Below are 23,348 nucleotides of genomic sequence, written 5' to 3'. Positions count from 1 at the left end.
GGAGGCACAATGCGCTTTACTGATGTTTTTATTAAACGTCCAGTTCTAGCGGTATCCATTAGCTTTTTGATTGCGCTGCTTGGCTTACAAGCAATCTTCAAAATGCAGGTTCGTGAATACCCTGAAATGACGAATACCGTCGTAACCGTTACTACGAGTTACTACGGTGCAAGTGCCGATCTTATCCAAGGCTTTATCACCCAGCCCCTCGAACAGGCTGTGGCTCAAGCGGATAATATCGACTATATGACCTCTTCTTCTGTTCTCGGTAGTTCAACGATTACCGTGAACATGAAGCTGAACACCGACCCGAATGCAGCGCTGTCTGACATACTGGCCAAGACGAACTCGGTTCGTTCGCAGCTTCCAAAAGAAGCCGAAGACCCAACTGTAACTATGTCTACCGGTTCAACGACGGCGGTCCTCTACATTGGTTTTACCAGTGATGAGTTAGTATCGAGCCAAATTACCGATTATCTAGAGCGTGTTATCAACCCGCAGCTGTTTACGGTAAACGGTGTATCTAAAGTTGACCTATATGGTGGTATGAAATACGCACTACGCGTATGGCTAGACCCCTCAAAAATGGCAGCGGTTAGCCTAACTGCATCTGATGTGATGACGGTACTGAACGCTAACAACTACCAATCAGCTACGGGTCAAGCGACTGGTGAGTTCGTGCTTTATAACGGCAGTGCAGATACTCAGGTATCAAACACTGAAGAATTAGAGAACCTAGTAGTGAAGAGCGGTGAAGGTGAGATCATTCGCCTATCCGACATCGCTAAGGTCTCTTTAGAGAAAAGCCACGATATTTACCGAGCAAGTGCCAACGGTCGAGAAGCAGTTGTTGCAGCGATTAACGCGGCACCAAGTGCTAACCCAATCAATATTGCAGCCGATGTACTTGAGCTTCTTCCTCAGTTAGAGAAGAACCTGCCAAGCAACATATCAATGAACGTGATGTATGACTCGACCATTGCGATTAATGAGTCTATTCAAGAAGTTATCAAAACTATTCTTGAGGCTGCCTTAATTGTATTGATCGTTATTACCTTGTTCCTTGGTTCATTCCGTGCAGTTCTTATTCCTATCGTTACTATCCCACTATCACTTATTGGTGTGGCAATGGTAATGCAAGCAATGGGCTTCTCGTGGAACCTGATGACACTACTGGCCATGGTACTCGCCATCGGTCTAGTGGTAGATGATGCGATCGTAGTACTCGAAAACGTTGACCGGCATATCAAGCTCGGGGAATCTCCTTTCCGAGCTGCCATTATCGGTACCCGTGAAATTGCGGTACCCGTTATCGCGATGACACTAACGCTAGGTGCGGTATACGCTCCTATCGCTATGATGGGTGGTATTACAGGCTCGTTGTTTAAAGAGTTTGCATTAACCCTGGCTGGTTCGGTTTTTGTATCGGGTATCGTGGCACTGACGCTATCGCCTATGATGTGTTCAAAAATGCTAAAAGCTCATGCAGAACCAAGCAAATTTGAACTAAAAGTACATAGCGTATTGGATGGTATGACTAACCGCTACGAGCGTATGCTTGGTGCGGTTATGCAACATCGTCCAGTGTTCATTGGCTTTGCTATCATCGTATTTGCAAGTTTGCCGTTGTTGTTCAAGTTCATCCCGAGTGAGTTAGCACCTTCAGAAGATAAAGGTGTAATCATGTTGATGGGTACAGCACCATCGAATGCGAACTTAGACTTCATGCAAAATACCATGAATAGCGTAAACACCATTCTTTCTGACCAGCCAGAAGTCGCTTACGCACAAGTGTTTACAGGTGTACCAAATGCAAACCAAGCCTTTGGTATCGCATCGATGGTTCCTTGGAGCGAACGTGAAGCAAGCCAGTCTGAAGTAACAAACCGTGTTGGTAATTTGGTGAAAGATGTCCCTGGTATGGCCGTAACAGCCTTCCAAATGCCAGAACTTCCAGGTGCAGGGTCAGGCCTTCCTGTTCAGTTTGTTATTACCACACCGAACAGCTTCGAGAGCCTATTCCAAATTACAACAGAGATCTTAGCCGAAGTATCTACTAACCCGCTGTTCGTTTATTCAGATCTTGATTTGAACTACGACTCAGCAACGATGAAGATCCATATCGACAAAGACAAAGCGGGGGCTTACGGCGTGACCATGCAAGACATTGGTATCACTTTAGGTACTATGATGTCTGATGGTTACGTAAACCGTATCGACTTGAATGGTCGTTCTTACGAGGTTATCCCTCAAGTTGAACGTAAGTTCCGTCTAAACCCAGAATCGATGAACAACTACTACGTGCGTGCAGCAGACGGAAACGCTGTACCTCTAGGCAGTTTGATTACGATTGATGTTGTGGCAGAGCCTCGTTCTCTTCCTCACTTCAACCAATTGAACTCAGCTACGATTGGTGCAGTACCTGCTCCAGGCGCTGCAATGGGTGATGCAATTGCATGGTTTGAAGACACGGCAGCGAATAAGCTTCCAAGTGGCTACAACCACGATTACATGGGTGAAGCACGTCAATACGTAACAGAAGGTAGCGCACTTTACGCAACCTTTGGTTTAGCTTTGGCTATCATCTTCTTGGTATTGGCGATTCAGTTCGAATCTCTGAAAGATCCATTGGTTATCATGGTATCTGTACCACTTGCGATTTGTGGTGCCCTAATCGCTCTGGCTTGGGGTGCTGCAACCATGAACATCTACTCACAAGTAGGTCTCATAACCTTGGTTGGCTTGATTACCAAACACGGTATCTTGATCTGTGAAGTAGCGAAAGAAGAGCAACTACACAATGGCAAGACGCGTATTGAAGCCGTTATGGAAGCGGCGAAGGTTCGTCTTCGTCCAATCCTAATGACGACTGCTGCGATGATTGCGGGTCTAATCCCACTGATGTATGCAACGGGTGCAGGTGCGGCTCAACGTTTCAGTATCGGTATTGTAATCGTTGCTGGTCTAGCGATTGGTACATTGTTTACCTTGTTTGTACTGCCAGTGATTTACAGTTACTTGGCTGAAAAGCACAAACCTCTACCTGTATTTGTTGAAGACAAAGATCTAGAAAAGCTAGCTCGTGTCGATGAAGCAAAGGCTGCGCAGAGAGGATTCGCTGACAATAAGTAATCGCTAAGTCGTAAAACAATGAAAAAGGCTACTTCGGTGGCCTTTTTTTATACGCGATAGGCGACATCTCAGGTGTGATTAAATAGAATAGTGATAAATAGTCAGGAGTTTAATTGATATGTTTGATCCAAAAAAACTAGAGCAAATTGCTAAGCAGATCCACGACTCTATGCCTCAGCCAGTGAAAGAACTGGGTTCAGACGTAGACCAAAAGGTTCGCCAAGTTATCCAAGGCCAACTGAATAAGCTAGACGTTGTCAGCCGTGAAGAGTTTGATGTTCAAACACAGGTGCTGCTGCGCACTCGTCAAAAGCTGACGGAAATGGAACAGAAGCTAGCTGAACTAGAAGATAAGCTTGCTGACAAGTAAGCATTCAAGCGAGAAGATATATGAAGGGTTGACGTGAGAACGTCAGCCCTTTTTTATGCGGACGAGAACTCAAATAATGAATAGTTTCCTGACCACGTTCCTTCGTCACTTTCGGGAATGACTTAGCTTGAAAGCCATCATTCTCTGGTACGCGAAGCATTCTCGATACCGCCCCTTGAAAAGCAAAAAGGCTTGGTCAACGGCGACCAAGCCTTTTTATTAGATGTTGTGTTGCTGAATAATGGCTCCAACCTATAAGGAGCTAGTGATACTGCTTTGCTTTTTCTACAAGTTTATCAGTATCTAAGCGACGAATTAACCACCTACAGCGATACGCTTCATGTCGCTCATGTAGCTACGTAGCTCTTCACCAATGTACTCTACAGGGTGGTTACGGATAGCTTCGTTTACTTCAATCAGCTTAGCGTTATCTACTTGGTTAGATGTTTCACCTAGACCGCGACCGATTACGTCCGTTGCAACTGAAGGCATGAACTGCTCGCGTAGTAGCGGTGTTGCTACGTTTGCGAATAGGTAGTTACCGTACTCAGCAGTATCAGAGATTACAACGTTCATTTCGTACAGACGCTTACGAGCAACTGTGTTTGCAATTAGTGGAAGCTCATGTAGAGATTCGTAGTAAGCAGACTCATCGATGATACCTGATGCCGTCATAGCTTCGAATGCGAGCTCAACACCGGCACGAACCATAGCAACCATTAGGATACCGTTGTCGAAGTACTCTTGCTCTGAGATTTCTACGTCAGAAGCTGGGTAGTTTTCGAATGCCGTTTCGCCTGTCTCTTCACGCCAGCCTAGTAGGTTCACATCATCGTTCGCCCAGTCAGCCATCATAGTGCTAGAAAAGTGACCAGAAATGATGTCATCCATGTGCTTGTTGTAAAGTGGACGCATTAGATCTTTCAGCTCTTCAGAAAGCTCAAACGCTTTAACTTTAGCTGGGTTAGATAGACGATCCATCATGTGAGTGACACCACCGAACTTAAGTGCTTCGGTAATCGTTTCCCAACCGTATTGTAGAAGTTTCCCTGCATAGCCTGGTTCGATACCATCGGCAATCATCTTCTCGTAAGATACGATAGAACCTGCTTGTAGCATGCCACATAGAATGGTTTGCTCACCCATAAGGTCAGATTTAACTTCCGCTACGAATGAAGATTCTAGACAACCTGCACGGTGACCACCTGTACCAGCAGCCCAAGCTTTAGCGATATCCCAGCCTTCGCCCTTAGGGTCATTTTCTGGGTGAACCGCGATCAATGTTGGAACACCGAAGCCACGCTTGTACTCTTCACGTACTTCAGAGCCTGGGCACTTAGGTGCAACCATTACAACGGTAAGGTCAGCACGTAATTGCATGCCTTCTTCAACAACGTTGAAACCATGAGAGTAACCAAGAGTAGCGCCTTCTTTCATTAAAGGCATTACTGTCTCAACAACGTTTGTGTGTTGCTTGTCTGGAGTAAGGTTAATCACTAGGTCTGCTTGAGGGATTAACGTTTCGTAGCTACCGACTGCAAAGCCGTTTTCGTCAGCGTTCTTAAATGATTGACGCTTCTCATCAATTGCCGCTTGGCGTAGAGCGTAAGATACATCTAGACCAGAATCACGCATGTTGAGACCTTGGTTCAGGCCTTGAGCACCACAGCCAACAATGACGATCTTCTTACCTTCAAGGTATTCAGCTTCAGTCGTAAATTCTTCACGATCCATGAAACGGCAGCGACCTAATTGGTCTAGTTGCTCACGAAGGTTTAATGTATTGAAATAGTTAGCCATTGTAGGGCACTCCTTTAAAAATAAGTCCGTAAGGTCGATATCTCTCTATCGAATGACTTCATACTAAAACAGACACTCCGTTGCTGAAAGTGATATATTCACAATTAGTCATTGCAATAAATGCAACATGGAAACGATCAAAGAACATGAACATAAAGTCTCTACAATTATTTATACATTTATGTGATAGCAAGAGTTTCAGCAAAACAGCTGCTGCTATGCACGTCAGTCCTTCAGCCCTTAGTCGTCAAATACAAAAGCTTGAGGAAGAAACAGGGCAAGAGTTGCTTATCAGGGACAACCGCAGTGTTGATCTCACTCCAGCAGGCAAACACTTACTGCCTGTCGCATTGAACATTGTTGGGGAATGGCAGCAATACAACCTTCACTTAAAGGGTGGCGAACAGGAGCTGAAAGGTGAAATACGTATATTTTGTTCCGTGACAGCAAGCTACAGTCATCTCCCAGAGCTCATTACTGAATTCAGAGCCATTCATCCATATATTGAATTCAAACTTTCTACCGGTGACCCAGCTCAATCTATCGATAAGATCCTAAATGACGAAGCGGATATTGCGATCTCGGCGAAGCCAGACATCCTTCCTTCAAGATTAGAATTCGAAACCATCAGTGATATTCCACTATCAATTATTATTCCATCCGGTGTCAGTAGCTTTAGCCAACAAATTCAATCTGACAAACCTAACTGGAATGCAATACCTTTTATTATCCCTGAAGCGGGTACAGCGCGTGACCGAGCCAATACATGGTTCAAAAAAATGAAGATAAAGCCCAATATTTACGCTCAGGTGTCAGGCCATGAGGCGATTGTAAGTATGGTTGCACTGGGTTGTGGAGTGGGTATTGCGCCTGATGTTGTAATTAACAACAGCCCAGTAAGAGATAAAGTCGCTCGCTTAAAGATAGAGCCAATCAAGCCTTTTGAATTAGGAGTTTGCTGTAAACGATCTCAACTTGAGAACCCTCTGATCAGAGCATTCTGGCAGGTTGCAGAAGGGAAATATTTAACGGACTAGCAATAATAGCTATCTATCAATACGCAAAAAGAGAAGAGCACATCAGTGCTCTTCTCTTTTTTATTTCTTAAATTTCAGATAAGAAAAAAGCCCGCTGATTTCTCAGCGGGCTTTCTAATGGTGGTGGAGGGATAGGGATTTGAACCCTAGAACCGCTATTAACGGTTGCCGGTTTTCAAGACCGGTGCTTTCGACCACTCAGCCATCCCTCCAACAAATTGTTACTAAAATCAGTCTTACTTGTACGCTGCTTTTAGTTTTGTTTTCAGTTTTTTAAAACTGAAAATATAAATAAGAGCCTGGCGATGTCCTACTCTCACATGGGGAAGCCCCACACTACCATCGGCGCTATTGTGTTTCACTACTGAGTTCGGCATGGAATCAGGTGGGTCCACAATGCTATGGTCGCCAAGCAAATTCTGTTTAATTGACGCCTCTGCGACAATTAATAATTCGGAAAACTGATTTAAAAGTCTTTCTCTTCAAACTCATTCAAGGTCTGGTCTTTCTTTGAGTCCACAAAACCCCTTGGGTGTTGTATGGTTAAGCCTCACGGGCAATTAGTACAGGTTAGCTCAATGCCTCGCAGCACTTACACACCCTGCCTATCAACGTCGTAGTCTACGACAACCCTTTAGGACACTTATAGTGCCAGGGAAAACTCATCTCAAGGCTCGCTTCGCGCTTAGATGCTTTCAGCGCTTATCGATTCCGAACGTAGCTACCGGGCAATGCCATTGGCATGACAACCCGAACACCAGAGGTTCGTCCACTCCGGTCCTCTCGTACTAGGAGCAGCCCCTTTCAATTTTCCAACGCCCACGGCAGATAGGGACCGAACTGTCTCACGACGTTCTAAACCCAGCTCGCGTACCACTTTAAATGGCGAACAGCCATACCCTTGGGACCGACTTCAGCCCCAGGATGTGATGAGCCGACATCGAGGTGCCAAACACCGCCGTCGATATGAACTCTTGGGCGGTATCAGCCTGTTATCCCCGGAGTACCTTTTATCCGTTGAGCGATGGCCCTTCCATTCAGAACCACCGGATCACTATGACCTGCTTTCGCACCTGCTCGAATTGTCATTCTCGCAGTCAAGCGGGCTTATGCCATTGCACTAACCACACGATGTCCAACCGTGTTTAGCCCACCTTCGTGCTCCTCCGTTACTCTTTGGGAGGAGACCGCCCCAGTCAAACTACCCACCAGGCACTGTCCGTAACCCCGATTCAGGGGCCAACGTTAGAACATCAAAACTACAAGGGTGGTATTTCAAGGACGACTCCATCACATCTAGCGACGCAATTTCATAGTCTCCCACCTATCCTACACATGTAGGTTCAATGTTCAGTGCCAAGCTGTAGTAAAGGTTCACGGGGTCTTTCCGTCTAGCCGCGGGTACACTGCATCTTCACAGCGATTTCAATTTCACTGAGTCTCGGGTGGAGACAGCGTGGCCATCATTACGCCATTCGTGCAGGTCGGAACTTACCCGACAAGGAATTTCGCTACCTTAGGACCGTTATAGTTACGGCCGCCGTTTACCGGGGCTTCGATCAAGAGCTTCGACCGAAGTCTAACCCCATCAATTAACCTTCCGGCACCGGGCAGGCGTCACACCGTATACGTCATCTTACGATTTTGCACAGTGCTGTGTTTTTAATAAACAGTTGCAGCCACCTGGTATCTGCGACTCTCGTCTGCTCCATCCGCAAGGGACTTCACTGATAAGAGCGTACCTTCTCCCGAAGTTACGGTACCATTTTGCCTAGTTCCTTCACCCGAGTTCTCTCAAGCGCCTTGGTATTCTCTACCCGACCACCTGTGTCGGTTTGGGGTACGATTCCTTACAATCTGAAGCTTAGAGGCTTTTCCTGGAAGCATGGCATCAATGACTTCACACCCGTAGGTGCTCGACATCGTATCTCAGCGTTAATGAAAGTCCGGATTTACCTAAACCTTCCGCCTACATACTTGAACCTGGACAACCGTCGCCAGGCCCACCTAGCCTTCTCCGTCCCCCCATCGCAATTGTAAGAAGTACGGGAATATTAACCCGTTTCCCATCGACTACGCCTTTCGGCCTCGCCTTAGGAGTCGACTTACCCTGCCCCGATTAACGTTGGACAGGAACCCTTGGTCTTCCGGCGAGGGAGTTTTTCACTCCCTTTATCGTTACTCATGTCAGCATTCGCACTTCTGATACCTCCAGCAGCCCTTACAGACCACCTTCAACGGCTTACAGAACGCTCCCCTACCCCACGCACCCTAAGGTACGTAGCCGCAGCTTCGGTGTATAGCTTAGCCCCGTTACATCTTCCGCGCAGGCCGACTCGACCAGTGAGCTATTACGCTTTCTTTAAATGATGGCTGCTTCTAAGCCAACATCCTGGCTGTCTGAGCCTTCCCACATCGTTTCCCACTTAGCTATACTTTGGGACCTTAGCTGGCGGTCTGGGTTGTTTCCCTCTCCACGACGGACGTTAGCACCCGCCGTGTGTCTCCCGGATAGTACTTACTGGTATTCGGAGTTTGCAAAGGGTTGGTAAGTCGGGATGACCCCCTAGCCTTAACAGTGCTCTACCCCCAGTAGTATTCGTCCGAGGCGCTACCTAAATAGCTTTCGGGGAGAACCAGCTATCTCCAGGTTTGATTGGCCTTTCACCCCTAGCCACAAGTCATCCGCTAATTTTTCAACATTAGTCGGTTCGGTCCTCCAGTTGATGTTACTCAACCTTCAACCTGCCCATGGCTAGATCACCTGGTTTCGGGTCTAATCCTAGCAACTGTACGCCCAGTTAAGACTCGGTTTCCCTACGGCTCCCCTAAACGGTTAACCTTGCTACTAAAATTAAGTCGCTGACCCATTATACAAAAGGTACGCAGTCACACCACGAAGGTGCTCCTACTGCTTGTACGTACACGGTTTCAGGTTCTATTTCACTCCCCTCACAGGGGTTCTTTTCGCCTTTCCCTCACGGTACTGGTTCACTATCGGTCAGTCAGTAGTATTTAGCCTTGGAGGATGGTCCCCCCATATTCAGACAGGATATCACGTGTCCCGCCTTACTCGATTTCACTGATGATGATGTGTCGGTTACGGGGCTATCACCCTTTACTGCGCCACTTTCCAGAGGCTTCACCTGCATCATTAAAAGCTTAAGGGCTAATCCAATTTCGCTCGCCGCTACTTTCGGAATCTCGGTTGATTTCTCTTCCTCGGGGTACTTAGATGTTTCAGTTCCCCCGGTTTGCCTCCTGTTGCTATGTATTCACAACAAGATACGTGCTTATGCACGTGGGTTTCCCCATTCAGAAATCCCAGACTCAAAAGGTTATTACTACCTAATCTGGGCTTATCGCAAGTTATTACGTCTTTCATCGCCTCTGACTGCCAAGGCATCCACCGTGTACGCTTAGTCACTTAACCATACAACCCGAAGAAGTTTCGTGTTGATGTCAAATCACCAAGGTTTTTGGTTGTCATCAAGAAGGGTTAATTCTTGATGACTGTTTGCCGGACTCAATTTACTTTTTGTTTCCACTTTTTAATAAAAAGTAGAATCAAAAAATGAACAATCATTGCTGATCATTCGAATACAAGACACTTGAATGTGTTTGTTGTGTTTATGCTGTTCTTATTCACTAAGAGCAGATAAACATTGAGAACTTTTAAATTTGATTAACTTAATCACAGCCTTGAGCTGTTTGATTTCACTTTTTAAAGTGAAAACCAATTAAGTAATCAGTCAGCTTTCCAAATTGTTAAAGAGCAAGAGTTTCTAAACATAAAGCTTTCGAAACCATTTTTAAAAACTCTCATCAGACTATTGTCATCAAAGAACGTTTAAAGATGGTGGGCGATACCGGGCTCGAACCAGTGACCCCCTGCTTGTAAGGCAGGTGCTCTCCCAACTGAGCTAATCGCCCACGAAAGTTTTAATTCCTTCGCGGAGAAAGAATGGTGGAGCTATGCGGGATCGAACCGCAGACCTCCTGCGTGCAAGGCAGGCGCTCTCCCAGCTGAGCTATAGCCCCAATATTTTATTTCCTTGGGAGGAAATGGTGGGTCGTGCAGGATTCGAACCTGCGACCAATTGATTAAAAGTCAACTGCTCTACCAACTGAGCTAACGACCCAATGGTATCCCGTAGGGGAGTCGAACCCCTGTTACCGCCGTGAAAGGGCGGTGTCCTAGGCCTCTAGACGAACGGGACACTGCTAATTTATCTCTACTTCAAAAGGTAGAAACAAACCTTGAAGAACTTGGGAGTTCTTCGTCTCTTTGCTTTTCTAAACCTAATCAATCTGTGTGGACACTCATCGTCAATATCTTCGTATAAGGAGGTGATCCAGCCCCAGGTTCCCCTAGGGCTACCTTGTTACGACTTCACCCCAGTCATGAACCACAAAGTGGTAAGCGTCCTCCCGAAGGTTAGACTACCTACTTCTTTTGCAGCCCACTCCCATGGTGTGACGGGCGGTGTGTACAAGGCCCGGGAACGTATTCACCGTGACATTCTGATTCACGATTACTAGCGATTCCGACTTCATGGAGTCGAGTTGCAGACTCCAATCCGGACTACGACGCACTTTTTGGGATTCGCTTACCATCGCTGGCTCGCTGCCCTCTGTATGCGCCATTGTAGCACGTGTGTAGCCCTACTCGTAAGGGCCATGATGACTTGACGTCGTCCCCACCTTCCTCCGGTTTATCACCGGCAGTCTCCCTGGAGTTCCCGACATTACTCGCTGGCAAACAAGGATAAGGGTTGCGCTCGTTGCGGGACTTAACCCAACATTTCACAACACGAGCTGACGACAGCCATGCAGCACCTGTCTCAGAGCTCCCGAAGGCACTCCTGCGTCTCCGCTGGATTCTCTGGATGTCAAGAGTAGGTAAGGTTCTTCGCGTTGCATCGAATTAAACCACATGCTCCACCGCTTGTGCGGGCCCCCGTCAATTCATTTGAGTTTTAATCTTGCGACCGTACTCCCCAGGCGGTCTACTTAACGCGTTAGCTCCGAAAGCCACGGCTCAAGGCCACAACCTCCAAGTAGACATCGTTTACGGCGTGGACTACCAGGGTATCTAATCCTGTTTGCTCCCCACGCTTTCGCATCTGAGTGTCAGTATCTGTCCAGGGGGCCGCCTTCGCCACTGGTATTCCTTCAGATCTCTACGCATTTCACCGCTACACCTGAAATTCTACCCCCCTCTACAGTACTCTAGTTCACCAGTTTCAAATGCAGTTCCGAGGTTGAGCCCCGGGCTTTCACATCTGACTTAATGAACCACCTGCATGCGCTTTACGCCCAGTAATTCCGATTAACGCTCGCACCCTCCGTATTACCGCGGCTGCTGGCACGGAGTTAGCCGGTGCTTCTTCTGTTGCTAACGTCAAGAGATAGCGCTATTAACGCTACCCCCTTCCTCACAACTGAAAGTACTTTACAACCCGAAGGCCTTCTTCATACACGCGGCATGGCTGCATCAGGCTTGCGCCCATTGTGCAATATTCCCCACTGCTGCCTCCCGTAGGAGTCTGGACCGTGTCTCAGTTCCAGTGTGGCTGATCATCCTCTCAGACCAGCTAGGGATCGTCGCCTTGGTGAGCCATTACCTCACCAACTAGCTAATCCCACCTAGGCATATCTTGACGCGAGAGGCCCGAAGGTCCCCCTCTTTGGCCCGTAGGCATCATGCGGTATTAGCCATCGTTTCCAATGGTTATCCCCCACATCAAGGCAATTTCCTAGGCATTACTCACCCGTCCGCCGCTCGACGCCCATTAACGCACCCGAAGGATTGTTAGTGTCGTTTCCGCTCGACTTGCATGTGTTAGGCCTGCCGCCAGCGTTCAATCTGAGCCATGATCAAACTCTTCAATTTAAGATTTTGTGACTCAACGAATACTGACTTCAAAACTACTATGTAATTTTAAAGCTATTACCATTCCAACAGAATGATAATGAATTGACTGTGCCAAATACCTTCTTTCTACAAGAGAAAGTAGTTATTCGTATTGGTCACTCAGTTCATTGAAATCAATTTGTTACCGAAGTAACTGCTATTACGCTCTTTCGAAAAAGAACCAATAACGTTTTGATATTCATCAACGAGTGCCCACACAGATTGATAGGTTTAAATTGTTAAAGAGCTTTTCCTTTTTGAGCTTCGCTCAAATCGGACGGCCATTCTAGCGATTTAAGTTTTAGTGTCAACCACTATTTTCAAAACTTTTTTCAAGCGTTTAGCTTGGCTAATTTGACCTGCTGATTTGTTTTCGCTTTTGAAACCTAAGCTTCGAAGCCATCCCGTGTCAGCGAGGTGGCATTATAGAGATTTCGATCACACTGGCAAGCCCTTTTTGAAGTTTTTTCCATTTTTTTATTCGTTCGATTAAAAAGAACTCAAAACGTCTCAAAAGTAGGCTTTTCTCTTACATCTCTTGCAGTTTCTTAGAGAATAAAGAGACTTTTTCCCAGTTTGTGTATTCGACTTCCTTGGTTGTATCCGTTTCGCCACCTGTCATATTCATAATGAAGCGAATCATGGTTTTATCGAACCAGTTATAACGAGGGTAATAGAGGGCGCCAGCAAACACACCGATTAAGGTAGGTTGCCATGGGGACTTTAGAAGAAACTTCTTAATGTAAGCGCTACCTTCAGGCGTATCTTTACCTTGGTCTTCTTTACGCGCTGTTAAGTTCACGCAGAAGAAAGCAACCTTGTTTGATTGCAGCTGAATCAGGTTCGCATCAATGAACTGATATAGTTTCTTATTAAGATGACCGTAACGAATCGATGCACCGATCAATACTCTGTCATATTGAGCAAAGTCGACGTTACCAATTGTGTGCAGATCTTGAAGCTCACATTCGAACTCATTCATTTCTTCTTTTATATAGTTCAAGATTTTCTTGGTCTGCCCTTCACGGCTTGAATACAAAAATAGAGCTTTTGCCACAATGTCGTCCTTAACTACGCCAAAACGTAGGGGTCAATAAAATTAATAAGGTGAATATTTCTAAACGGCCAAATAGCATAGATACGATCAACACCCATTTGGCTTTGTCATTCACATCGCCGAAGTGCATAGCCACTTCACCTAAACCAGGGCCAAGGTTATTCAATGTCGCCGCTACCGCAGAGAAAGCACTTAGCTCATCCATCCCCGTAGCAATAAGCGCCAACATACAAACCACAAAAACCAAGGCGTATGCAGAGAAGAACCCCCAAACAGCATCTACAACACGTTGTGGTAGTGCCGAACCGCCAACCTTGATGGTATAGACTGCACGTGGGTGAACAAGACGCTTCATTTCACGAGCACCCTGTAAAGTAAGTAATAATATGCGGATTACTTTCATACCACCGCCCGTTGAACCTGCACAGCCCCCTATAAAAGAAGAGAACAAAAGCAGAACAGGTAGAAACAATGGCCACTCAGAAAAACCAGTGGTAGTGAAACCAGCAGTGGTAGATATAGACACCGTTTGAAACAAAGCCTGATCCAAGGCATCGTAATACGAGTCATAAGAATTATGGTTAAGCAACAATAAGAAACAAACTAAAAACAGCACCGCTTGAATAAAAATAAAAGCCCGGAATTCAGGATCTTTCCAGTAATACTTGGGATGTACACCACCTGAGGCAAACGCTGCAAAGTGTAATGAGTAGTTACACGCAGATATAAGAAGGAACACGACCGTAATCATGTTGATAGCAGGGCTGTTGAAATAACCCATACTCGCATCGTGAGTCGAGAAACCGCCAATCGCAATGGTTGAGAAGCTATGGCTGATGGCATCAAAGAAACTCATTCCTGCAAGCCAAAACGCCACCGCACAAGCAATGGTTAAACTGAGATAGATGTACCACAACGCTTTTGCCGTTTCAGCAATACGCGGAGTCATTTTGTTATCTTTTACCGGGCCAGGGATTTCGGCACGATATAACTGCATACCACCAATGCCCAGAACAGGAAGGATAGCCACGGCTAATACGATGATACCCATACCACCAAACCATTGTAGAAACTGACGATAAAACAGAATTGCCTTAGGGAGATCATCAAGACCGACGATAACAGTCGCCCCTGTGGTAGTTAATGCAGAAAAGGATTCGAAGAAAGCATCGGTTACCGAAACACTCGGGTTATCAGCGATCAGAAACGGTAAAGCACCCGCACTGCCGATTACCGTCCAGAACAAAACAACAATCAAAAAGCCATCACGTGCTTTCAATTCGTGTTTATAGCGGCGGTTTGGAAACCAGCAAGTTGCTCCGCAAAACAATAGAACGAAAAAAGTCGTCACAAATGGCACACCCGCACCATCTCGATAGATAAGTGCGACGAGCGCAGGTGCGAGCATTGATACACTAAAAAGTGCTAATAATAATCCGACGATTCGAATAATTGAGCGAAATTGCATGAGCTATTGAACGAAGCGAAATGCTTCACACTTCCTAGTTGTCTTTGACTTTCGTTACCAGTGCCTTAGCACCGCTTTTATTGATCATGGTTTGGGTAAACGAATCTACCTGCAGGAGCTCTATTTCAATAATAAGCTCAACTTGAACACCATAATCCGCTTGGACCTCAACCGCTTGATGCTGAGCCATGATGGATTGCGCAATTGGCACAAAACCATAGTCTAACTCTAGCCGTAATTTTGTGGTTATTTTTTTCTCGATTGTTTGAAGCAGCTTGAGAGCTTGTTGCACTCCTCCACCATAGGCCTTAACCAAACCACCCGTTCCAAGCTTAATTCCACCTGAATAACGAGTCACCACAGCCGTTAACTCACCGACACCAGAACCAGACAGTTGTGCCAAGATCGGCTTACCCGCAGTACCAGAGGGTTCACCATCATCACTAAAACCCCAAAGCATTGAATCTTCAGGTCGCCCCGCCACAAAACCCCAACAATTATGTCGCGCTGAAGAATGCTCCTTCTTAACCAGCTCTACGAACTGTTTGGCAGCTTCTACACTTGGAGTATGAGCAAGATGAGTAATAAAGACGCTCTTTTTTATCTCTTCTTCAAACAGAGCCGACGCAGACGGTATTAAATAGGGCTGTTCATTCATATCGTTAACTTAATTAATAAGAGCGGCGAAGTGTATCACGCGTGAATAATAAGGGTTAGAGGATCTGTGCTATCGCACAATGTTAAACAATTGTTTAAAAAATGTATTGAAATTCACCAGACAGAGGTACAGACTAAGATAACTGGTCTTACCAGGTATTCTACAATAATAGAAAGATAACAAGATTCTCTCAAACAATCGTGGATTGTATGTCATGGAGATAGACAATGATTTACCAAGCTAACACCCTACAGGTAAAGGAATTACAAGATGGTATTGCGGAATTAAGCTTCTGTGCTCCGGCCTCTGTAAACAAACTCGACCTTGCTACTTTAGAATCACTAGACAAAGCGTTAGACGCTCTAAATGCTCACGCAGGATTACGTGGTTTAATCTTAACTTCAAACAAAGACGCGTTCATTGTAGGCGCAGACATCACTGAATTTCTTGGCCTATTCGCTAAGCCAGAAGCAGAACTTGATGAGTGGTTAAGGTTCGCTAATTCAATCTTTAGTAAGCTCGAAGATCTTCCTGTACCAACTCTTTCAATGATGCGTGGCCATGCTCTTGGCGGCGGCTGTGAATGTGTCCTAGCAACCGACTTTCGTATCGGCGACAAGACCACCAGCATAGGTCTGCCAGAAACCAAACTCGGTATCATGCCTGGCTTTGGTGGCTGTGTGCGCCTGCCGCGTGTTATCGGCGCTGACAGCGCAATGGAAATTATCACGCAAGGCAAAGCATGCCGTGCTGATGAAGCGCTTAAGATTGGCTTGTTAGATGCGATTGTTGATACAGACCAACTACTAGACTCAGCAATTAATACTGTTTCTCTAGCTGCAAATGAAAAAATCGATTGGCAGCTACGCCGTAAACAAAAAACATCAGCGCTTTCACTAAGCAAACTAGAAGCGATGATGAGCTTTACCATGGCTAAGGGGTTAGTGGCTCAAAAAACAGGACCTCACTACCCAGCGCCGATGACTTCTGTGATTGCGATTGAAGAAGCAGCACGTAGCGATCGCGATGCAGCACTCGACATCGAACGTAAGCACTTCGTTAAGTTAGCAAAATCGGAAGAAGCAAAAGCATTAGTTGGCTTATTCCTGAATGACCAGTACATCAAAGGCCTAGCGAAACAAGCAGGTAAGGCAGCAAATAAAGCCACTGAACGCGCAGCGGTACTTGGCGCTGGCATCATGGGTGGCGGTATTGCTTACCAGTCAGCCTTGAAAGGCGTACCAGTGATGATGAAAGACATCGCACAAGCATCGCTTGATCTAGGTATGAACGAAGCCTCTAAGCTGTTGAATAAACGTTTATCACGCGGTCGCCTAGATGGATTCAAGATGGCTGGTATTCTGTCTTCTATTACTCCAAGCCTACATTATGCAGGTGTTGAGCAATCAGATGTGGTTGTGGAAGCGGTGGTAGAAAACCCGAAAGTAAAAGCAGCAGTACTGAGCGAAGTGGAAGGTTTGGTTGGTGAAGACACCGTTCTAACATCAAACACCTCTACGATTCCAATCAACCTGTTAGCGAAATCACTGAAGCGCCCAGAAAACTTCTGTGGCATGCACTTCTTTAACCCAGTACACCGCATGCCTTTGGTTGAGATCATCCGTGGCGAGCACACTTCAGAAGAGACAATCAATCGCGTTGTCGCTTACGCAGCGAAGATGGGTAAATCCCCTATCGTTGTTAACGACAGCCCTGGCTTCTTCGTTAACCGTGTACTTTTCCCTTACTTTGGCGGTTTCAGCATGTTGCTACGTGACGGCGCTGACTTCACCAAGATCGATAAAGTCATGGAACGTAAGTTCGGTTGGCCAATGGGCCCTGCTTACTTGCTAGACGTTGTAGGCTTAGACACCGCACACCATGCACAAGCAGTGATGGCGCAAGGTTTCCCTGAGCGTATGGGTAAAGAAGGCCGTGATGCCATTGATGCGCTTTACGTCGCTGAAAAATACGGTCAGAAGAACGGCAGCGGTTTCTACACGTACAGCGTAGACAAACGTGGTCGTCCTAAGAAGACTTTCTCTGAAGAGATTCTTCCTATCTTGGCTGACGTATGCCAACAGCCACAAGATTTTGATGACCAGACAATTATCCAACGTGTGATGATTCCGATGATCAACGAAGTGGTACTTTGTTTAGAAGAAGGCATCATCGCGACACCGCAAGAAGCGGATATGGCACTGGTTTACGGTTTAGGCTTCCCTCCATTCAGAGGCGGCGTATTCCGTTACTTAGACAGTGTGGGGGTTAGTAATTTCGTTGAAATGGCGAAAAGCTACCAGGACTTAGGTGCAATGTACCAAGTTCCTCAACTATTGCTTGATATGGCAGCGAAAGGCGAAAGCTTTTACGGCGGTCAACAAGCAAGCTCTCTGTAACCCACACTTGGAAAAGGAATAGCAAAATGAATAATGTAGTTGTTGTTGATTGCCTTCGCACCCCAATGGGACGTTCCAAAGGTGGAGCTTTCCGTCATACTCGTGCTGAAGATCTCTCTGCGCATTTGATGAAAGGAATTTTAGAACGCAACCCCGAAGTAAACCCTGTCGAAATTGAAGACATTTACTGGGGCTGTGTACAACAGACGCTAGAGCAAGGCTTTAACGTGGCACGTAATGCTGCGCTTTTAGCTGGTCTACCGATTGAGATTGGTGCAGTAACGGTCAACCGTTTATGTGGCTCATCTATGCAAGCTCTGCATGATGCAACCCGCTCAATCATGGTGGGCGATGCTGAAATCTGCTTGATTGGTGGTGTCGAACACATGGGGCATGTACCAATGAACCACGGTGTCGATTTCCATCCAGGCATGTCTAAGCACGTAGCAAAAGCAGCAGGAATGATGGGCTTAACGGCTGAGATGCTTGGCAAGATGCATGGCATCAGTCGTGAAGACCAAGATGCCTTCGCCGCTCGTTCACACGCTAGAGCACAAGCTGCAACAGTAGAAGGTCGCTTCAAAAACGAAATCCTACCAACAGAAGCTCACGCGGCAGATGGCTCTCTGTTCACTCTGGATTACGATGAAGTTATTCGCCCAGAAACTACGGTTGAAGGCTTGTCTCAGCTTCGCCCAGTATTTGACCCAGCTAACGGGACAGTAACAGCAGGCACTTCATCAGCACTGTCTGATGGTGCCTCTGCAATGCTTATCATGAGCGAAGAGAAAGCCAATGCACTTGGCCTTAAGATCCGCGCTCGCGTCAAGTCGATGGCTATCGCAGGTTGTGACCCTTCAATTATGGGTTACGGTCCAGTACCAGCAACTAAAAAAGCGCTAAAACGTGCCGGTCTGAACATTGAAGACATGGGAGTGGTTGAGCTAAACGAAGCATTCGCGGCTCAATCTCTTCCATGTGCTAAAGACCTAGGTCTATTGGATGTAGTTGACGAGAAAGTTAACCTTAACGGCGGTGCAATTGCACTCGGTCACCCACTGGGCTGTTCTGGTTCTCGTATCTCTACGACGCTAATCAACCTGATGGAAGCACAAGACGTGAAATACGGCTTGGCGACCATGTGTATTGGTTTAGGCCAAGGTATCGCAACGGTATTTGAACGCCCTTAGCGCTCTTTGGTTGTAAAACTTGTCGGGTAATCTTATGTGCAGCTATCTTTATATAGCTGCACTTTTTATATTCGGCTATCCAGTTCTGTACAGGTTCGTTCAGCAAGCCTAATCAGAGAAAAATAGGCGACAACATATATGCACAAAACGCATAGATTCAATGTTGATGTTTCATTATTTTTTCTCCAATGATTCAACTAAAGTTACTTCAGTTTCCTAATATTCCTCCTACGGAGCAGATCATGTTTAAAGCACTTGTACTAAACCAAGAAGACAAAAAAACTATCGCATCAGTTTCTCAGATTGATGAGTCTCAATTACCAGAAGGTAATGTGAAGGTTGATGTGAGTTACTCTTCTTTAAACTACAAAGATGGTTTGGCGATTACAGGTAAAGGGCGCATTGTTCGCAACTTCCCTATGGTTCCAGGTATCGACCTTTCTGGTGTGGTTTCACAATCTGATGACCCTCGCTACAAAGCAGGCGACGAAGTTGTTTTAACGGGTTGGGGTGTTGGTGAAGGTCACTGGGGCGGCATGGCTGAGAAAGCAAGCCTAAACGGTGATTGGTTAGTGCCTATGCCTAAAAGCCTAGACGCTAAGAAAGTCATGGCGATCGGTACAGCTGGCTTCACCGCCATGCTTTGTGTGCAAGCTATCGTCGATGCAGGCATCAAACCAGAAGACGGTGAAATCCTAGTCACTGGCGCAAGTGGCGGCGTAGGCAGTGTGTCTATCACTCTACTAAACCAACTGGGTTATAAAGTGGCAGCGGTTACTGGCCGTGCATCTGCAAACGGTGAGCTATTAAAATCACTAGGCGCGACACGTATTGTAGAGCGTGCTGAACTAGAAGAACCAGCAAAACCACTAGAGAAACAACAGTGGGCCGGTGCTATCGATACGGTAGGCAGCAAAGTACTTGCTAAAGTATTGGCGCAAATTGATTACAACGGCGCGGTTGCGATGTGTGGTCTAGCTGGCGGCTTTGACTTACCAACCACGGTAATGCCATTCATTCTGCGTAACGTTCGCCTACAAGGTGTGGACTCGGTGATGTGCCCTCGTGAAAAACGTATTAAAGCGTGGGAACAACTGGCTGAACTACTACCAGAATCTTTCTATGCTCAAGCAACCAAAGAAGTGTCTTTGGATGGTGCCATTCAAGCGGCAGAAGACATCACTAACGGTCAAATCACTGGTCGTGTAGTTATCAAGCTGTAATCGCTTAACACTCAAAACAAAAGGGCTGATCACGATCAGCCCTTTTTTCTGTTTGCTATTTGCTATTCAATACAAAGCCTAACCCAAACCTACGTCCGCAATCCGTTTTTGAATCAGCTCACCACACTCCTCTTTCACCACTCTTCTCAACCACTGTTGCGAGGCAGAAGAATCGCAGCGTGAGTGCCAAATCAACGAGTAATCAAATGGCATAAACTCGAATGGCAGCGGCTTAACGACCAAGTCATATCGCTCTGCGACCAAGTAAGCCAGATCGGCAGGAACAGTAATCACGAGTGGCATTCTATCGACAATAGCCAATGCGGCTTCAAGGTGGTACGCACGCAATACCATTTTACGAGGTTGTTGATTGGCTAAGGCGTTATCCAATAGAGCCTTAACACCATCACTGATAGCGATCATCGCGTGAGGCAAAGAGACATAATCATCAAGGCTTAGTGAACTGTCTGCCAAAGGGTGATTTTTAGATAACAAACACGACACGCCGACTGGTCCCAATACTTCTTGATGAAGTGGCGCAATGCTGCCACTCGGGCGACAAATCGCCATGTCGACATGTTCGGTACTGAGTTGTTTAAACAAATGCTCATGCTGCAACGGAGCAAACTCCAAAGAGATATTCGGCGCTTGTTCATAAATTTTCGGCAATGCATACGGCAAGATGGTTTGCATCGCATAGTCAGTGGTCGCAATTAAAAAACGCTCACTACAATAGTAAGGATCGAAAGCACTAGGGCTAAGCAGTTGGCGAAATGATTCTAAAGGTTGATCAATGCGCTGGCTGATCTCGAGTGCTTTTTTGGTGGGAATAAGGTGCTGACCTTGACGTGTAAACAAGGGATCGTTGAGTAGCTCTCTTAAGCGCCCTAATATTCGGCTGGTTGCCGACTGGCTTAAGTTAAGACGAATCGCAGCCTGACTAACGCTGCCCTCTTCAATCAATACCTTTAAAGCGACCAATAAATTCAGGTCTCTACGATAGATGTCTTCTAATTCCACACCACTTACCTAGCTGTATACAATGATCATTCGTCACTAAGTTGTTTATAGCATGCTTTAGATAAAAAAAATCCCGCAATTACGCGGGGAAGCCCAAGAAAATTTGGGGATAGTGTCGGAATGTTGTCGTATCGGAATTCGCTTGTTGTACTCGGGTTAGTGCTCTTGCTCTTCGGCTATGCCTTGCCAACGGCGCATCTCTACCCAAATACCAATAATCGTTGCTACTATGCCAAAAATAGGCATCAGTGAGGTCTCTGTTGATGAACGCAGTACTAACGCACAAAAAGAAATAAAACAGAGAACCGAATAAATTGTTAATCTATCTAATCCTGTCAACATCGCCACTCCTTAGCTAGTTGCCTTTGTTTCAAGTTGTTATCAACTTGTTAACTAAGTTATAGGAATTGATTCTGTTTGCCAAGCACTTATTGCATATTTTTTCTGCAGACGTATTATTCACTCGTTAGATAGATATAGAGATACAAACCATGACATTCAAACCTGAACTGGCAACCCATACTTTAGAAGCTGAAGGCCTGCGTTGTCCGGAACCAGTAATGATGGTCAGGAAGACAATTAGAAACATGCAGGATGGCGATGTGTTACTGGTAAAAGCTGATGATCCTTCAACCACTCGTGACATCCCGAGTTTTTGTCGGTTTATGGATCATCAGTTGGTCGGCCAAGCGACTGAAGCTTTGCCGTACCAGTATTTGATCAGAAAGGGGTTGGAGGCGTAACGCCCCACCGACTATCAAGTATCAAAAAAGCCGCTCGTACCTTATGTTCTTTAACAGAACTCAGAGTACGAGCGGCTTTTTGTTTATTCGTTTCTAGATTTGTTTTGCAGATGCTCCAGCTGATGCTGAATTTCTCGAATATCTTTGCGCATCGGAATAATATGCGCGACCCGAACCCAAGCCTCTACCGCAAGCCCGGTCATAATCATCGAACCAGCCACCATTGGCAGCCACATATCCGTCAACACCATGCCTAACAGTGTAAGAGCCAAGCCAAAGGTAAATAGATAGCTTTGGCTTTGTGGAGTAATACCCATATAACGCGTCAACATAATCATGCCCTCGTGTTCTTAACTCACAATATTAAAATATCATGACAAGTATGACAGTTATATGTCCATTCGCTCGATAACTCCCACAATACTGTAAGAGTATGACCTACAACACATTACTCCACTGGTTGAGTATAATTAGCCTCAACGTTATCCATTAATAGAACGCAGCAGCGATAGCCAAACCGACGAATAACAAGGCTGTGATCTTACGAATCAGATCAAGAGGCATCTTGTCAGCGGATAGCTTACCGATGATCACCACAGGCACATTCGCCAACAACATGCCAATCGTAGTACCCAAGATCACCCACGTTAATGCATCCGAATATTGCGCCCCTAGAATGGAGGTCGCAATCTGGGTTTTATCACCAATCTCAGCAATAAAGAAAGCGATAAAACTGGCGACAAATGGGCCTCGGTTTGAGATCTGCTCATCGTCATCCAACTTATCCGGAATCAAAATCCAGCCCGCCATCGCAATGAAACTGACCACCAGCACCCATTTAAGAACTTCGGGAGATAAATAATCGGCGACCACAACCCCGAGCCATGCAGCAAGAGCATGATTGGCAATGGTGGCAAAGAAGATAGCCGCGATGATAGGTATCGGCTTGCGATATCGACTGGCTAATAAAAGAGAGAGCAACTGAGTCTTATCACCGATCTCGGCTAAGGCGACAGTTGTAATTGAAATTGCTAAAACGCTCACGACATGCTCATTTGGGACGGAGATTATTATATTTAACCAAAGACAAACCTCGCGCCCCATCCCGGTTCACGATGCTTGTCTAAGGTCTTGCTAAGCGCCACCAAGGTGGTGGTTGCCTCGAACGCCATGATGATTTTGCATCAATTATGTTGACGGACGAACTCATTCAATAGGATATGAATAAGTAAGCTACTCCCCAAAGACCGCGAGATTCTAATCACCTACGTACTCAAAAACAAGTGTCAAACTTATCAAAATATCCACTTGTACCGAAAAACAAACATTAAAGG

At 46.0% G+C, this 23,348-nt stretch carries 15 protein-coding genes, 5 tRNA genes, 3 rRNA genes and 1 riboswitch; of the genes, 7 read left to right on the top strand and 16 right to left on the bottom strand.

What is annotated here, in order from left to right; all coding sequences use genetic code 11:
* The first annotated feature begins 9 nt into the window (after positions 1-9).
* Positions 10-3,132, top strand: a complete 3,123-nt coding sequence (locus OCU50_RS00165) for a multidrug efflux RND transporter permease subunit (protein WP_060466864.1) — start codon at positions 10-12, stop codon at positions 3,130-3,132.
* 118 nt (positions 3,133-3,250) lie between these two features.
* Positions 3,251-3,502 carry a ubiquinone biosynthesis accessory factor UbiK gene (gene ubiK / locus OCU50_RS00160; protein ID WP_060466863.1) on the top strand — a complete coding sequence of 84 codons (252 nt, stop codon included), beginning with the start codon at positions 3,251-3,253 and terminating at the stop codon, positions 3,500-3,502.
* A gap of 315 nt (positions 3,503-3,817) precedes the next feature.
* Here ubiK and ilvC read toward each other — a convergent pair whose 3' ends face one another.
* Positions 3,818-5,302, bottom strand: a complete 1,485-nt coding sequence (gene ilvC / locus OCU50_RS00155; protein WP_060466862.1) for a ketol-acid reductoisomerase — start codon at positions 5,300-5,302, stop codon at positions 3,818-3,820.
* 146 nt (positions 5,303-5,448) lie between these two features.
* Between ilvC and ilvY the strand changes: the two genes are divergently transcribed.
* The gene (gene ilvY / locus OCU50_RS00150) at positions 5,449-6,339 is read left to right on the top strand and encodes an HTH-type transcriptional activator IlvY (protein WP_060466861.1); all 891 of its coding nucleotides are present in this window, start codon (positions 5,449-5,451) and stop codon (positions 6,337-6,339) included.
* A gap of 121 nt (positions 6,340-6,460) precedes the next feature.
* On the opposite strand, the gene OCU50_RS00145 is transcribed toward ilvY, so the two are convergent.
* From OCU50_RS00145 to OCU50_RS00095, 11 genes are all read right to left on the bottom strand, one after another.
* Positions 6,461-6,551: transfer RNA gene (locus tag OCU50_RS00145), tRNA-Ser, on the bottom strand.
* 85 nt (positions 6,552-6,636) lie between these two features.
* A 5S ribosomal RNA gene (gene rrf / locus OCU50_RS00140) occupies positions 6,637-6,752 on the bottom strand.
* A 126-nt stretch (positions 6,753-6,878) separates the two neighbouring features.
* Positions 6,879-9,772, bottom strand: a 23S ribosomal RNA gene (locus tag OCU50_RS00135).
* 424 nt (positions 9,773-10,196) lie between these two features.
* Positions 10,197-10,272, bottom strand: a tRNA-Val gene (locus tag OCU50_RS00130).
* 32 nt (positions 10,273-10,304) lie between these two features.
* A tRNA-Ala gene (locus tag OCU50_RS00125) sits at positions 10,305-10,380 on the bottom strand.
* A gap of 25 nt (positions 10,381-10,405) precedes the next feature.
* Positions 10,406-10,481 (bottom strand) — tRNA-Lys (locus OCU50_RS00120).
* A gap of 2 nt (positions 10,482-10,483) precedes the next feature.
* Positions 10,484-10,559, bottom strand: a tRNA-Glu gene (locus tag OCU50_RS00115).
* A gap of 123 nt (positions 10,560-10,682) precedes the next feature.
* Positions 10,683-12,235, bottom strand: a 16S ribosomal RNA gene (locus OCU50_RS00110).
* The 16S, 23S and 5S rRNA genes sit together here with 5 tRNA genes alongside, the layout of an rRNA operon.
* A 550-nt stretch (positions 12,236-12,785) precedes the next feature.
* Positions 12,786-13,313: a menaquinone-dependent protoporphyrinogen IX dehydrogenase gene (gene hemG, locus OCU50_RS00105; RefSeq protein ID WP_060468934.1), complete on the bottom strand. Its 528-nt coding sequence runs from the start codon at positions 13,311-13,313 to the stop codon at positions 12,786-12,788.
* 10 nt (positions 13,314-13,323) lie between these two features.
* Positions 13,324-14,781 carry a TrkH family potassium uptake protein gene (locus OCU50_RS00100; RefSeq protein WP_060468933.1) on the bottom strand — a complete coding sequence of 486 codons (1,458 nt, stop codon included), beginning with the start codon at positions 14,779-14,781 and terminating at the stop codon, positions 13,324-13,326.
* A 34-nt stretch (positions 14,782-14,815) separates the two neighbouring features.
* Entirely contained in the window at positions 14,816-15,439 is a 624-nt protein-coding gene (locus OCU50_RS00095; protein ID WP_060468932.1) for a YigZ family protein, read from the bottom strand.
* Positions 15,440-15,666: 227 nt separating this feature from the next.
* Here OCU50_RS00095 and fadB point away from each other — a divergent pair, with 227 nt between their 5' ends.
* From fadB to acuI, 3 genes are all read left to right on the top strand, one after another.
* A complete protein-coding gene (gene fadB, locus OCU50_RS00090; protein WP_060468931.1) occupies positions 15,667-17,838 on the top strand; it encodes a fatty acid oxidation complex subunit alpha FadB in 2,172 nt (723 codons plus the stop codon).
* Between the two features lie 26 nt (positions 17,839-17,864).
* The gene (gene fadA / locus OCU50_RS00085; RefSeq protein WP_060468930.1) at positions 17,865-19,028 is read left to right on the top strand and encodes an acetyl-CoA C-acyltransferase FadA; all 1,164 of its coding nucleotides are present in this window, start codon (positions 17,865-17,867) and stop codon (positions 19,026-19,028) included.
* 242 nt (positions 19,029-19,270) lie between these two features.
* A complete protein-coding gene (gene acuI / locus OCU50_RS00080; RefSeq protein WP_060468929.1) occupies positions 19,271-20,251 on the top strand; it encodes an acrylyl-CoA reductase (NADPH) in 981 nt (326 codons plus the stop codon).
* A 78-nt stretch (positions 20,252-20,329) separates the two neighbouring features.
* On the opposite strand, the gene OCU50_RS00075 is transcribed toward acuI, so the two are convergent.
* The gene (locus tag OCU50_RS00075) at positions 20,330-21,271 is read right to left on the bottom strand and encodes a LysR family transcriptional regulator (RefSeq protein ID WP_060468928.1); all 942 of its coding nucleotides are present in this window, start codon (positions 21,269-21,271) and stop codon (positions 20,330-20,332) included.
* Positions 21,272-21,427: 156 nt separating this feature from the next.
* Positions 21,428-21,613: a hypothetical protein gene (locus tag OCU50_RS00070; protein WP_004736674.1), complete on the bottom strand. Its 186-nt coding sequence runs from the start codon at positions 21,611-21,613 to the stop codon at positions 21,428-21,430.
* Between the two features lie 149 nt (positions 21,614-21,762).
* Between OCU50_RS00070 and tusA the strand changes: the two genes are divergently transcribed.
* Entirely contained in the window at positions 21,763-22,014 is a 252-nt protein-coding gene (tusA, locus tag OCU50_RS00065) for a sulfurtransferase TusA (RefSeq protein ID WP_017055492.1), read from the top strand.
* 83 nt (positions 22,015-22,097) lie between these two features.
* On the opposite strand, the gene OCU50_RS00060 is transcribed toward tusA, so the two are convergent.
* Both OCU50_RS00060 and OCU50_RS00055 read right to left on the bottom strand, forming a co-directional pair.
* Entirely contained in the window at positions 22,098-22,352 is a 255-nt protein-coding gene (locus OCU50_RS00060) for a hypothetical protein (RefSeq protein WP_082710364.1), read from the bottom strand.
* 151 nt (positions 22,353-22,503) lie between these two features.
* Positions 22,504-23,058: a TMEM165/GDT1 family protein gene (locus OCU50_RS00055; protein WP_017055491.1), complete on the bottom strand. Its 555-nt coding sequence runs from the start codon at positions 23,056-23,058 to the stop codon at positions 22,504-22,506.
* 34 nt (positions 23,059-23,092) lie between these two features.
* Positions 23,093-23,268, bottom strand: a riboswitch (yybP-ykoY riboswitch).
* Positions 23,269-23,348 lie beyond the last annotated feature (80 nt).

Source organism: Vibrio toranzoniae, from assembly GCF_024347655.1.
Classification (GTDB): Bacteria; Pseudomonadota; Gammaproteobacteria; order Enterobacterales; family Vibrionaceae; genus Vibrio; species Vibrio toranzoniae.
Note: the sequence above shows the minus strand (reverse complement) of the source record. Positions and strands in the feature narration are given on the sequence as shown.